This is a genomic window from Streptomyces tsukubensis, assembly GCF_003932715.1.
Lineage (GTDB): Bacteria > Actinomycetota > Actinomycetes > Streptomycetales > Streptomycetaceae > Streptomyces > Streptomyces tsukubensis.
In genome coordinates this window covers 7259511-7272024 of record NZ_CP020700.1, presented here as the reverse complement: position 1 = coordinate 7272024, position 12514 = coordinate 7259511, and the positions used below count along the sequence as shown (strand labels likewise).

Genomic DNA, 12514 nt, shown 5'->3' with positions numbered 1-12514 from the left:
CCACGACGGATGAGAAGAGCCGCCGGCGGGCCGGACGACGGCGGCCGCGGACGGCAGCGGGGGCCGCGCCGCCAGCGGCCCAAGGACGTCCTGCACGGCCGCGGCGGCGAGCGGGGCGAGTCGTTCCGCTGTGTCGCGTGCCGGCTGGACGTGTCCGTGGACGCCCCCGGCACCGCCCACCGCAACCACTGCCCCCAGTGTCTGGCGAGCCTGCATCTGGACGCCCGGATACCGGGCGACCGCGCCTCGGCGTGCCGGGGCCGGATGACGGCCGTCGGGCTGTCGGTCCGGCCGGACGGCGAGTGGCTGATCATCCACCTCTGTCTGTCCTGCGAGGGGCTCAGCGCCAACCGGATCGCCGGGGACGACCATCCGCTCCCCCTGATCAGGCTGGCGACCCGCCCCCTCGCGGACAGCGGTGCGCCGTTCCGGGCACTGCTCACCCTCTGAGGGTTCCGCCCGCCCGGTGAGGGCCGGGAGGGGACGGCTCAGCGCCGCCCCTCCCCGCCCTGCCCGCCGGGCAGATGCACGACGATCAGCACAAAGGCCGCCACCATCACATTGCGGCCCGCGGGCTCCAGACCGTTCCAGTCGGCGGACTGCCACATCTGGAACCATTCGCCGCCGATGACGATGAAGCCCAGCCCGAAGAGGAGCAGGACCATGATCAGGCCCAGGGTGGTCGCCCGGCGGGCCCGCTCCGGGTGGCGGCCGCGGCGCAGCGCCCCGGCCCACAGCCCCACCGCCACGAGCAGTACGACGGCGGCCAGGGTCTCCCAGACGATGATCGCGACATAGGCGATATCGGCGACGGTACGGGACTCGACGGCCCGCCACATGACGTCCTCGTCGCGGAACGTGGTGTCCATCGCCAGCACATGGCGGACGAACTCCCTGTTCGTCCCGAAGTCGGTGATGTTCCCGAAGGCGACGAGCGCCATGTATCCGGCGACGACGGCCGTGAGCACGGCCGCCGCGACGGGCAGGGTGCCGAGGGCGAGTACCCGGTCCAACGCCCTGTCGCCGGTTCCGTCCGCCGCGGTCCCCGTACGGTCGTCGTCTGTCACGACTGCTCCTCTCCCGTCCCGTGCGCACCTCTCGGCACACGGATGCCGGCATCGTGCCACGCCGGGAGCGGTGGCCAACACCGCATCGGGACGGGGCCGTTCACCCCGGCCGTGCGGCCCGGGGCGTCCGCCGCGCGGACGGCGGCTCGCGCGACGGCGCGTCAGCAGCCGTTGAGCACGGCGGCCAGCGCGTTCTTCTCCGCGGTGTCGACGCTCAGCTGGTAGTGGTGCTTCACCTGGACCCACATCCGGGCGTACGTGCAGCGGTACGCGGTGCGCGGGGGCAGCCATTCGGCGGGGTCGAGGTCGGACTTGGCCTGGTTGACGTTGTCCGTGACGGCGATCAGCTGGGGCCGGGCGAGGTCGTTGGCGAAGGTCCGGCGCTGGGTCGTGGTCCAGGCGTCGGCGCCGGAGCGCCAGGCCTCGGCGAGGGCGACGACGTGGTCGATGTCCACGTCGGATGCCGCGGACCAGGTCGCCCCGTCGTACTCGGAGTACCAGCTGCCGGAGACGGCGGCGCAGGACCCGTCCTGGACGACGCCGGTGCCGTCCCGCTTGAGTACGGTCTCCCGGGTGTTGCAGGCACCGGACTGGGTGATCCAGTGCGGGAAGAGGTCCCGGCTGTATCCGGAGCCCGAGCCCTCAGGGCGTTCGGCCAGCTGACCGAGGTAGGTACGGGCGGTGGCCGCGCTCACCGGGGTGGGCGGGGCGGCCTGGGCGGCGGGGGCGCCCGCGAGAAGAGCGGTGGCGGCGAGCGCGCCGGCCGCGGCGAGCGCTCCCGTACGGCGCGCGATACGGACGTGACGCACAGGTCGCGAGGTGCGTATGAGGTTGCGCAGGGTGTTACCGGACATGCGGGGACTCCTTCGACAGGGGGAGCACGATCGTCTGGCGCACAAACATGCTGAAGGCGCACGGTTGTTCGGGGGTGAGCGCCGGGCAACAGCATGGCGACGTGCACATGACATATCAAGCGGGTGAGCGGGCCTGTGACCGGGGAGTACCGGGACGGCCCGGCGGTGCGCATCCGACGATCGGACGACACGGGCGTCCTCCGGCCGGGGAGAGGATGGCGACCGGAGCGGCGACGGGCGCCCGGTGGCCGCGGGGGCAGGCTGGAGGCCACGGCGGCCGGTGCCCTCCTGCACCGCCCGCACGACCCCAGGAGGCTGCCCGTGAACGCCGAGAACGCCCCGTCCGCCGACGGCCGCCGCTCCGGGGCGGAAGCACACCGCCCCGGCCCGGGGGTCCGCCGCACCGCCGTGGCCGTCGCTCTCGCCGCCGCGGTGCTGAGCGGATGCGCCGGTACGGGGTCCGCCGACCCGGCGCCGGGGGCCGACGCACCACCGGCCCCGGCATCGGCATCGGCATCGGCGCCGCGGCCGTCCCCGCTGCCCGCCGGGACCGGCACCCCGCCCGGCACCCTCCTCGTCGCGGACTTCGGCGCCGACACCGTCACCTTCGTCGACCCCGCCCGGGGCCCGCTCGGCTCCGTGCCGGTCGGCACGGCCCCGTACGGACTGGCCGTGGGCGCGGACGGCCGGGCGTGGGTCGCCACCGCCGAGGGCGTCGCGATCGTGGACACCCGCACCCGCAAAAGCCTCGGCCGGATCCCGTACCGGACGGCGACCGGCCCGGTGACCGGCGGCGAGTACCGGGGCGGCGGTATGGGCATCGCGCTCGCCCCCGACGGCAAGCGGCTCTACGTGGGCGTCAACGTGCCCGACGGGCCGGGGACCCTGGAGGTGATCGACACCGCGTCCCGCCGTACCGTCGCCGCCGTCCCCGTGGGCCGCCGCCCCTTCGATGTGGACGTGGCGCGCGACGGTTCCGCGGTGTACGCCACCAACCACGACTCGTTCGATGTGACGGCCGTCGACACCCGTACCCTCGCGCCCCGGCGCTTCGAGGTCGCGCCGTACGGCACCGAGGGCGGTCTCGGCTCCTGGCTCAAGCCGCACTACGCGGTGGTACGGGAGGACGGCAGGCTACTGCTGCCCTTCGAGGGGGAGCGGCTGGCCGTGCTGGACCCCCGGACCGGGCGGGTCACCGTCGAGAGGATGACCGCGAACACCCATCAGCACGGCGCGGCGCTCACCCCCGACGGCACGCTGCTCGCCGTGGGGACCGGCCCGATCGGCTCGTCCGACGAGGAGGCGTCGCTGACGATCCGTACGGCGGACGGGCGTGAGCGGATCGTGCCGCTCGACGGCCCGCACGAGGACGTCGCGGTGGCCCGGGACGGCCGTACGGCCTATGTGACGGGCGGCTTCACCCGCGACGGCTACTGGAACGGCATCACGGTCGTGGATCTGACGACGGCAGCGACCCGCCGCCTCCCGGGCGGCGAACGCCCCCTGGGCATCGCGGTGCTGTAGTCCGGGCGGGTTACTCTCCCGCCACCACGCGCCGTGCGGCCTCCCGCTCGGCCGCGGGCGGCGACAGTTCGTCCAGCGTGTCGAGGTCGTCCTTCGCCAGCTCGGACTCCCAGGCGGCGGCGAGCCGCTCCTGCTCCTCCCGCGGCCGCCGGGCGACGTCGTCCCGGTGCTCCGGGTCCAGGGCGGCGAGGAAGCGCTCGACGGTCTGCGTGGGCATGCTGCTCTCCTTCGGCGAGGGGCGCCCGCCCGGCGGACGGGACCGGCACTGGCAGCCGACCGCCTGCCGGTGCGGGCCGCGCCCCGGGCCGGTCCGATCGGGTGACGACGCACCCGCCCCCCGGACGTCACCCCCGGCCATGTAAAGAATTCTTGACCTCGGGACCGGGATGGCCCTACCGTCGTCATGTCAGGTTTCTTTTACATGACGGGGGTGTGGTCATGGGTCTCGGAGAGCGGCGCGCCTGGATCACCGCGCTGGTGGCGGTGGCCGGGTACACGGTCTATCTGCTGGTCGTCCTCGGCCGGGCGGACGGCGGGCCGCTGACCGCCGTGCGGTATGCGCCGGTGCTGCTGTGGACCGTCGGCTGCGCGATCGCCGCGGCCGTCCTGCTGGAGATCGCCGCCGCGGTGATCGCGCCGGGTGCGGGACACCGGACCGATATGAGGGACCGCGAGATCGGCCGGCTCGGCGAGCACGTCGGACAGTCGTTCCTCGTCGTCGGGGCGGTCGGGGCGCTCGCCCTCGCGATGGCCGAGGCCGACCGGTTCTGGATCGCGCAGACCCTGTATCTGGCCTTCGTGCTCTCCGCCCTGCTCGGCTCGGCGGCCAGGATCGTCTCCTACCGGCGGGGACTGCCGTGGTGAAGCCGACCAGCATCACCAACAGCATCCGTACGCTGCGCGCGGCCCACGGCGATATGACCCAGGCCGAGCTGGCGGACCGGCTGGGCGTCACCCGGCAGACGGTGATCGCCATCGAGAAGGGCCGCTACTCCCCTTCTCTGGAGACGGCCTTCCGGATCGCGCGGGTCTTCGGGGTCCCGCTCGACGAGGTCTTCCAGTATCCGGAGTCCTGACCCCCCTGGCCCCCGCACCCGTCCGTCGAAGTCCCGCCGGGCCCTCCGGCGGGCCGTTCCCCCCGGGAGGAACACATGAAGGCCGTCGTCCAGAACCGTTACGGAGACACCGGTGTCCTCGCCCTGCGGGAGATCCCGGAACCGGAGCCCGGGGAGCGCGAGGTGCTCGTCCGGGTGGCGGCCGCCGGGCTCGACGCGGGGGTGTGGCATCTGATGACGGGGCTGCCCCTGCTGCTGCGGCTGATGGGGTACGGACTCCGGGCCCCCAGGATCGCGGTCCGGGGCCGGGAGGCGGCCGGCCGGGTCGTGGCGACCGGCCCGGGGGTGACCCGGTTCAAGGCCGGTGACGAGGTGTTCGGCTACTGCGAGTCGGCGTTCGCCGAGTACGCCGCCGTCCCCGAGGACCGGCTGCTGCCGCGGCCCGCCGGGCTCACCGCCGAACAGGCCGCGGCGCTCCCGATCTCCGCCGTGACCGCGCTCCAGGCGGTCCGCGACCGGGGCCGGGTGGCGGCGGGCATGCGGGTGCTGGTGATCGGCGCGGGCGGCGGAGTGGGGACGTACGCGGTCCAGCTGGCCGTGGCCACGGGCGCGCGGGTCACCGGGGTGTGCAGCACCGGCAAGACGGAGCAGGTCCGTTCGCTGGGCGCCGAGACCGTACTCGACTACACCGCCGAGGACATCACCGCCCGCCCGGAACGGTACGACCTGATCGTGGACACCGGCGGCAGCCGGCCGCTGCGCGGACTGCGCCGGATGCTCGCCCCGGGCGGCACCCTGGTCATCGTCGGCGGCGAGACCGCCGGACGGCTGCTCGGGGGCACCGACCGGGTGCTCCGCGCCGCCCTGCTCTCCCCCTTCACCCGCCACAGGCTGCTCGGTCTGATGGCATCGGAGCGGACGGAGGACCTCGCGTACGTCACCGGGCTCGCCGAACGCGGCGAACTCACCCCGGTGCTCAGCGGGGTCCATCCGCTGGCGGAGGTACCGGAGCTGATCGACCGCTTCCGCGCGGGCGCACTCTGCGGGAAGGCGATCGTCGTCCCCTGACCGCCCATCCCCTGACCGTCCGTCCGCCGCTCGCCGCTCGCCGTCAAGGGGTGGTTATCCCGACGAAGCCCCACTGGTCGACGGGGGTGCCGGACGGCGGGGCGTCGGGGCGCCACAGGCTGATCGACCCGAAGCCCGGGTCGACCAGTTCGAGCCCGTCGCCGAAGGACCGCAGGGTCTCGGCGGGCCGTGACACGTACGGCGCGGCTCCCCCGCTGGCGTAGTCCTCCGAAGCGGCCCGGGTCTCCGGTGTCTCCACCGTGTCGCACAGGATCAGCGCGCTCCCCGGCGGAAAGGCCCCGAGATAGGCGCGGATCAGTCCGGCGGCCCGGTCGTCGTCCGTGATGTGCCCCAGGGTGGAGAGCAGCATCACCGCGACGGGCCGCTCCCGGTCCAGCGCGGTCGCCGCCTCCGCGAGCACCGTCTCGGCATCGCCGAAGTCGGCGTGGACATAGGTGGTGACGCCGTCGGGGTGGCCGACGAGCAGGGCCCGGGCATGGGCCAGGACGATCGGGTCGTTGTCGACGTACACGATCCGCGCACCGGGGTCGACGTCCTGGGCGGTCTCGTGCGTCGCGTCGGCGGTGGGCAGCCCGGTGCCGAGGTCCAGGAACTGCCGGATACCCCACTGCCGGGCCACATGGCGTACGGCCCGGGTCTGGAACCGCCGCGACTCCCGCGCGATGTCGACGATCTGCGGATAGCTCTTCCCGAGCCGGGCGCCGAGCGCCCGGTCGACGGCGTAGTTGTCGCGCCCGCCGAGCCAGAAGTTCCAGACGCGCGCCGAATGGGGTGTGCCGGTGTCGATCTGCTCCGGCAGCACCCGGGTCTTCTGCGCGTCCATCGGTGTCTCCCCCTGCATCTCCATGCCGTACGGCCGTACGAGTGATCGCCATCCTTCCTCACCGGCCACAGGAGCAACCACGCGGACCACCCGGCACGGCTGTTCGGTCTCAGCGGCGGCAGCGGCTACCGTCCTTCCCCATGGACGTCCTGCCGAATGATCTGCGCCCCAGGATCGCCGGTCCGAACATCTGGTACGTGGCCACGGTCAACGCCGACGGCTCCCCTCATATCAGCCCCATGTGGGTGGGCCTCGACGGGGACCTGGTGCTGTTCAACACGGCCGTCGGGCGTGTCAAGGAGCGCAACCTCCACCGCGACCCCCGGGTCGCCCTCTGCCACGCGTCCCCCTCGAACCCGTACGACCGCATCCGGATCAGCGGCCGTGTGGTCCGCTTCGTCGAGGGGCCGGAGGCCGACCGGAACATCGACGAACTGGCCCGCAGCTATCTGGGCACCGACCGCTTCGAGTGGCGCATCCCGGGCGAACAGCGCGTCATCGTCCTCGTCGAGCCCCTGCGCGTCAGCCATGTGATCGGTGTGGAGCCGCTGCCGTCCCGGGCCCCGGGAAGCTCCTCCTGAAACCCCGGACCGCCGGGCCGTCTCACCGCACGCCCTGTCCGGTCCTGTTCGCGCGGAACTGGCGCCGGTAGGCGGCGGGGGTGGTGCGCAGGGCCTCGTGGAAACGGCGGCGGAGATTGACGGCCGAGGAGAGGCCGACCCGGCGGGCGATGGTCTCCACCGGCAGATCCGTCTCCTCCAGCAGCGCCCGGGTGGCGGCGATCCGGCGGTCCAGCAGCCAGCGGCCGGGGCTGATACCGAGCTGTTCGGTGAAGCGCCGGGTCAGGGTGCGGGACGAGACCCCGGTGCGGGCCGCCATATCGGCGACGCCGACCGGCTGGTCCAACTGCCCGGAAAGCCAGTCCAGCAGGGGTGCCAGCGAGTCTCCGACCGGTCCGGACGCGGGGAGTTCGGCGTACTGCAGCTGACAGCCCTCGCGGTGCGGCGACGTCACCATCTGCCGGGCGATCCGCAGCGCGTGGGCGGCGCCCTGGTCGGCGCTCACCAGATGCAGACAGAGGTCCACACCGGCCGCCGCCCCGGCGCTGGTCGCGATATCGCCGTGGTCCACGTAGAGCACCGCGGGGTCGACCCGGACCTTCGGGTAACGGGAGGCCAGTTCGGCGGCGCGGGCCCAGTGGGTGGCGGCCCGTCGGCCGTCCAGCAGCCCCGCGGCGGCGAGTACGAAGGCGCCCGAGCAGATACCGACGATCCGCGCGCCGCGCCCGTGCGCCCGGCGGACCGCGTCGGTCACGGCCGGCGGCACCTCGGCGCCGGTCGGCTGCCGCCAGCCGGGGACCACCACCGTGTCGGCGCGCTCCAGCGCGTCCAGGCCCGCCGTGACCAGCATGTCGTAACCGGATTCGGTGCGCACCGGACCGGGGTGCTCGGTGCAGACCCCGAACGAGTAGCGGGCGGGGACCGCCGGTCCGTGATCTCCGAACACTTCGCTCGCGCAGGCCAGCGGGAAGGCGGGCTGCGGGGACCCGAGCAGGGCCACGACCCGGTGCAGGTCCGGGGACTTCGGCAGGGGGCGGGGTGTCATGGCGTCAAAGTACCCACTCATATCTTTTGGGACACCAGTTCGGGACACCGGTTCGGGACACCGGCGGGGCCGGTCCGCTCCGGTCGGCACCGAATCCGCAGCCCCCTGCGCCGTCCCGGCAATCCTCACCCTGCGGCGCACCGGAGGCTCCGGGCGGGACGTGAGCGCGGATCCGGCGGTGCACGGATTTCCCGGCGGGGACCGGTGACCGCGGGCGTCCGCGTGGGCAGGCTCGATCACATCACTTCCGCAAGGACAGCCCGATATCCACGAGGAGTCCCGTGATCGAGCACCACGTCCGTGTCCACCCCAGCGCCGACCGGCTGCCTCGCGAGGACCAGCTCGCCTGGAAACTCGCGGCCGTGGCCACCGCCACCGGCGAACCGGACGCCGATACCGCCGCCATGGCCGTCAACCGCGTGATCGACAACGCCGCGGTCGCCGTCGCGTCCCTGGTGCGCCGCCCCGTCGCCGTCGCCCGGGCCCAGGCCACCGCCCATACCGGCGCCGCTCCCGGGGCATCCGTCTTCGGCACCCCGGCCCGGGTCTCCCCGGAGTGGGCGGCCTGGGCGAACGGCACCGCGGTACGCGAACTGGACTTCCACGACACCTATCTCGCCGCCGACTACTCCCACCCGGGCGACAACATCCCGCCCCTGCTGGCCGTCGCCCAGCACACCGGCAGGACCGGCGCCGACCTGCTGCGCGGCATCATCGCCGCGTACGAGGTCCATGTCGCCCTCGTCAAGGGCATCTGCCTGCACGAGCACCGCATCGACCATGTCGCCCATCTCGGCGCGGCGACGGCCTGCGGTCTGGGGGCCCTGCTGCGGCTGCCGACGGAGACGGTCCACCAGGCCGTCCAGCAGACCGTGCACACCACCACCGCGACCCGGCAGTCCCGCAAGGGCGAGATCTCCAGCTGGAAGGCGTACGCCCCGGCCTTCGCGGGCAAGGCCGCCGTCGAGGCGATCGACCGGGCCATGCGCGGCGAGACCTCACCGTCCCCCGTCTACGAGGGCGAGGACGGCTTCCTCGCCTGGATGCTCGACGGCCCGCAGTCGGACTACACCGTCCGTCTCCCCGCACCCGGCGAGCCGCGGCGCGCGATCCTGGAGACGTACACCAAGGAGCACTCCGCCGAGTACCAGGCCCAGGCAGTCATCGACCTGGCCCGGCGGCTGCGGGAGAAGACCGTGTCACTGGTGGGCGCACCCCCGGCCGGGGGCTGGGGGCGGATCCGCTCCGTCGTCCTGCACACCAGCCACCACACCCACCACGTCATCGGCTCCGGTGCGAACGATCCGCAGAAGTACGACCCCGAAGCCAGCCGCGAGACCCTCGACCACTCGCTGCCGTACATCTTCGCCGTCGCCCTGGAGGACGGCACCTGGCACCACGAACGCTCCTACGCCCCCGAGCGGGCCCGCCGGGCAGGGACCGTCGAACTGTGGCGCCGGATCACCACGGTCGAGGACCCGGAGTGGACCCACCGCTACCACCATCCCGACCCCCGCCGCAGGGCCTTCGGCGGACGCGCGGTGATCACCCTGGACGACGGTACGGCCATCGAGGACGAACTCGCCGTCGCGGACGCCCACCCGGCCGGCGCCCGGCCCTTCGACCGCCCCGGGTACGCCGACAAATTCCGGACTCTCACCGAGAACGTTGTCACCCCGGCCGACCAGGATCGCTTCCTCGACGCCGCCGAACGCCTGGCCGAGCTGGCCACTTCGGACCTGGACAGCCTGTTTCCCGCCGTCGAGACTGAGGCCGTCGCCGCGTACGACGCGGGCCTGCCGAAGGGCGTCTTCTGATGCTGCACACCCGCACCACCCCCGCGGAACGCCGCAGCGCCCTGAGGAAACGGCTCACCGAGGACCGGCTGCTCATGATGCCCGGCGCCCTCAATCCGCTCTCCGCCCGGCTCATCCAGGACACCGGCTTCGAGGCCGCCTATCTCTCCGGCGCCGTTCTCGCCGCCGACCTCGGACTGCCCGATATCGGGCTGACCACGGCCACCGAGGTGGCCGCCCGCGCCCAGCAGACCACCCGGGCCACCGATCTGCCGGTCCTCGTCGACGCCGACACCGGCTTCGGCGAGCCCGTGAACGCCGCGCGGACCGTCCAGCTGATGGAGGACGCGGGACTGGCCGGGCTGCATCTGGAGGACCAGGTCAACCCGAAGCGCTGCGGCCATCTGGACGGCAAGTCGGTCGTACCGCGCGAGGACATGGTCCGCCGCATCCGGGCCGCCGTCGACGCCCGCCGCGACCCCGGCTTCCTCCTGATGGCCCGCACCGACGCCCGTACCGTCGAGGGGCTGGACGCGGCGATCGACCGGGCCAGGGCGTACGTCGACGCCGGAGCCGACGCGATCTTCCCCGAAGCGCTCGCGGACGAGGCCGAGTTCGCGGCGTTCCGCGCCGCGATCGACGTTCCCCTGCTCGCCAACATGACCGAGTTCGGCAAGGGCCGACTGCTGGACGCCCGTACCCTGCACGACCTCGGCTACGACATCGCGCTCTATCCGGTCACCCTGCTGCGCCTGGCCATGGGGGCCGTCGAGGACGGACTGCGCACGCTCTCGGCCGAGGGCACCCAGGAATCCCTGCTGCCCCGTATGCAGACCCGCTCCCGGCTCTACCGGCTCCTCGGCTACGAGGAGTACACGGCTTTCGACTCGGCCGTCTTCGACTTCACCCTTCCGCACGGAACCTGACGCATCCGCCGCACCGGAGGCACCCATGTCCAGCCCACCCCCCGTGATCCACCGGGGTCTCGCCGGTGTCGTGGTCGACACCACCGAGATCTCCACGGTCATCCAGGAGACCAACTCCCTCACCTACCGCGGCTACCCGGTCCAGGAGCTGGCCGCCCGCCGCTCCTTCGAGGAGGTCGCCCATCTCCTCTGGTACGGGGATCTGCCCGATCCGGACCAGCTCCGCGACTTCCGGACTCGTGAACGCGCCCTGCGGCCCCTGGACCGCACCACCTCCGAGCTGTTCGCCCGGCTGCCCGCCACCTGTCACCCCATGGACGTGCTGCGGACCGCCGTGAGCTTCTTCGGCGCCGAGGACCCGACGGAGGACGACGGCAGTCCCGCCGCCAACCGGGCCAAGTCCATGACGCTGCTGGCGAAGCTGCCCACGGTGGTCGCCGCCGACCAGCGCCGCCGCCGGGGGCTCGGCCCGATCCCCCCGGACCCCGGGCTCGGCTACGCCGAGAACTTCTTCCACATGTGCTTCGGTGCCGTTCCCGATCCCGATGTGGTCCGCTGTTTCGAGATATCCCTCACGCTCTACGCGGAACACAGCTTCAACGCGTCGACGTTCACCGCACGCGTGGTGACCTCCACCCTCTCCGACCTCTACAGCGCCGTCACCGCCGCGATCGGCGCCCTGAAGGGCCCCTTACACGGTGGCGCCAACGAGGCCGTGATGCACATGCTGGACGAGATAGGGGATCCCGAACGCGCCGGGGACTGGCTGGACGAGGCCCTCTCCGCCCGGCGCCGGATCATGGGCTTCGGCCACCGCGTCTACAAACACGGCGACTCCCGGGTGCCGATCATGCAGGCCGCGCTGGACCGTCTGGTCGCCCGGGCCGCCGACCCCGAGACGACCCGCAAGGCCACCCTCCACGCGGCCCTGCGCCACGCGATGCTCCAGCGCAAGGGCATCCATCCCAATCTGGACTACCCCGCGGGTCTCGCCTACCGGCTGATGGGCTTCGACACCCCCACCTTCACACCGATCTTCGTGATGAGCCGGATCACGGGCTGGACCGCCCACATCACCGAACAGCTCGCCGACAATGCGCTGATCCGGCCCCTGGCCTCGTACGCGGGGCCCGAGCAGCGGGCCGTACCGGTGGCCGCCGTACCAGTGGCCGCCGTACCGGTGGCCGTCGGCGCCGCTCCCGGCCCGGGCATCAGAGAGTGCGGTACATGATGTGCAGCCCCACATAGCCCTCCACGGGATGCCGGAAGCCCTCCGGCAGGGTGCCCAGCACCTCGAAGCCCAGGGACCGGTAGAGCCGTACCGCGGGCGTGTTCGTCTCGACGACGGCATTGAACTGCATCGCCCGGTAACCGGCGGCGCGCGCCCACTCCAGGGTGTACTCGCACAGGGCCCGGCCGACGCCGTGCCCGGAGTGCGCCGGGTCGACCATATAGCTGGCACTGGCGATATGTGAGCCGTTGCCCATGTGGTTGTTGTTCATCTTCGCCGTGCCCAGGACCGTACCGCTCTCGCCGACGGCGACGACGGTACGGTTCGGGGCCGGCAGCAGCCACCAGTCGCGGCCCTGCTCCGCACCGAGGTCCGTCGGGTAGGTGAAGGTCTCGCCCGCGGCGACGATCCGGTGGAAGAAGGGCCAGACGGCGGGCCAGTCCTCGGCGGTGGCTTCCCTGATCAGCATCCGGACAGCATGCCGGTCCGGCGCCGCGGCACCAAACGGATTGCCGCGGCGCGATGCGCGGAACAAGCGCGCGGA

General features: G+C 72.9%; 15 protein-coding genes. 9 read left to right on the top strand and 6 right to left on the bottom strand.

All coding sequences use genetic code 11. The annotated features are described in order from the left end of the window. The first annotated feature begins 9 nt into the window (after positions 1-9). The gene (locus B7R87_RS30305; RefSeq protein ID WP_006345197.1) at positions 10-450 is read left to right on the top strand and encodes an RNHCP domain-containing protein; all 441 of its coding nucleotides are present in this window, start codon (positions 10-12) and stop codon (positions 448-450) included. Positions 451-488: 38 nt separating this feature from the next. Here the strand turns inward: B7R87_RS30305 and B7R87_RS30300 are convergent, their stop codons facing one another. Beyond that, positions 489-1067, bottom strand: coding sequence for a DUF2165 domain-containing protein (locus B7R87_RS30300; protein WP_006345198.1), 579 nt, complete (start codon positions 1065-1067; stop codon positions 489-491). Between the two features lie 161 nt (positions 1068-1228). Further along, entirely contained in the window at positions 1229-1921 is a 693-nt protein-coding gene (locus B7R87_RS30295) for an HNH endonuclease family protein (protein ID WP_006345199.1), read from the bottom strand. A gap of 321 nt (positions 1922-2242) precedes the next feature. Here B7R87_RS30295 and B7R87_RS30290 point away from each other — a divergent pair, with 321 nt between their 5' ends. After that, positions 2243-3445: a YncE family protein gene (locus B7R87_RS30290; protein WP_391116895.1), complete on the top strand. Its 1203-nt coding sequence runs from the start codon at positions 2243-2245 to the stop codon at positions 3443-3445. Between the two features lie 10 nt (positions 3446-3455). Here the strand turns inward: B7R87_RS30290 and B7R87_RS30285 are convergent, their stop codons facing one another. After that, positions 3456-3662 carry a hypothetical protein gene (locus tag B7R87_RS30285; protein ID WP_006345201.1) on the bottom strand — a complete coding sequence of 69 codons (207 nt, stop codon included), beginning with the start codon at positions 3660-3662 and terminating at the stop codon, positions 3456-3458. 221 nt (positions 3663-3883) lie between these two features. On the opposite strand from B7R87_RS30285, the gene B7R87_RS30280 reads away from it, so the two are divergent. The 3 genes from B7R87_RS30280 to B7R87_RS30270 all read left to right on the top strand — a co-directional run bounded on the left by B7R87_RS30280 (position 3884) and on the right by B7R87_RS30270 (position 5568). Then, complete coding sequence (locus tag B7R87_RS30280) at positions 3884-4309, top strand: hypothetical protein (RefSeq protein ID WP_006345202.1); 426 nt, start codon at positions 3884-3886, stop codon at positions 4307-4309. Further along, entirely contained in the window at positions 4306-4521 is a 216-nt protein-coding gene (locus tag B7R87_RS30275; protein ID WP_198965083.1) for a helix-turn-helix transcriptional regulator, read from the top strand. The genes B7R87_RS30280 and B7R87_RS30275 overlap by 4 nt, the downstream gene beginning before the upstream one ends. A 75-nt stretch (positions 4522-4596) precedes the next feature. After that, complete coding sequence (locus B7R87_RS30270) at positions 4597-5568, top strand: NAD(P)-dependent alcohol dehydrogenase (protein WP_006345204.1); 972 nt, start codon at positions 4597-4599, stop codon at positions 5566-5568. A 43-nt stretch (positions 5569-5611) separates the two neighbouring features. On the opposite strand, the gene B7R87_RS30265 is transcribed toward B7R87_RS30270, so the two are convergent. Next, positions 5612-6412: an SAM-dependent methyltransferase gene (locus B7R87_RS30265; RefSeq protein ID WP_040913076.1), complete on the bottom strand. Its 801-nt coding sequence runs from the start codon at positions 6410-6412 to the stop codon at positions 5612-5614. Positions 6413-6552: 140 nt separating this feature from the next. Here B7R87_RS30265 and B7R87_RS30260 point away from each other — a divergent pair, with 140 nt between their 5' ends. Then, positions 6553-6993 (top strand): PPOX class F420-dependent oxidoreductase, encoded by a 441-nt coding sequence (locus tag B7R87_RS30260; RefSeq protein ID WP_006345206.1) that lies wholly within the window; start codon positions 6553-6555, stop codon positions 6991-6993. 22 nt (positions 6994-7015) lie between these two features. Here B7R87_RS30260 and B7R87_RS30255 read toward each other — a convergent pair whose 3' ends face one another. Beyond that, the gene (locus B7R87_RS30255; RefSeq protein WP_006345207.1) at positions 7016-8017 is read right to left on the bottom strand and encodes a GlxA family transcriptional regulator; all 1002 of its coding nucleotides are present in this window, start codon (positions 8015-8017) and stop codon (positions 7016-7018) included. 281 nt (positions 8018-8298) lie between these two features. On the opposite strand from B7R87_RS30255, the gene B7R87_RS30250 reads away from it, so the two are divergent. The 3 genes from B7R87_RS30250 to B7R87_RS30240 are packed head-to-tail and all read left to right on the top strand — an operon-like array spanning position 8299 to position 11970. Then, entirely contained in the window at positions 8299-9834 is a 1536-nt protein-coding gene (locus tag B7R87_RS30250) for an MmgE/PrpD family protein (RefSeq protein WP_006345208.1), read from the top strand. Next, positions 9834-10739, top strand: a complete 906-nt coding sequence (gene prpB / locus B7R87_RS30245) for a methylisocitrate lyase (RefSeq protein WP_006345209.1) — start codon at positions 9834-9836, stop codon at positions 10737-10739. Before B7R87_RS30250 ends, prpB begins: the two co-directional genes overlap by 1 nt. A gap of 25 nt (positions 10740-10764) precedes the next feature. Then, entirely contained in the window at positions 10765-11970 is a 1206-nt protein-coding gene (locus B7R87_RS30240) for a bifunctional 2-methylcitrate synthase/citrate synthase (RefSeq protein WP_040913074.1), read from the top strand. On the opposite strand, the gene B7R87_RS30235 is transcribed toward B7R87_RS30240, so the two are convergent. Next, entirely contained in the window at positions 11951-12439 is a 489-nt protein-coding gene (locus tag B7R87_RS30235) for a GNAT family N-acetyltransferase (RefSeq protein WP_006345211.1), read from the bottom strand. The genes B7R87_RS30240 and B7R87_RS30235 overlap by 20 nt on opposite strands. Positions 12440-12514 lie beyond the last annotated feature (75 nt).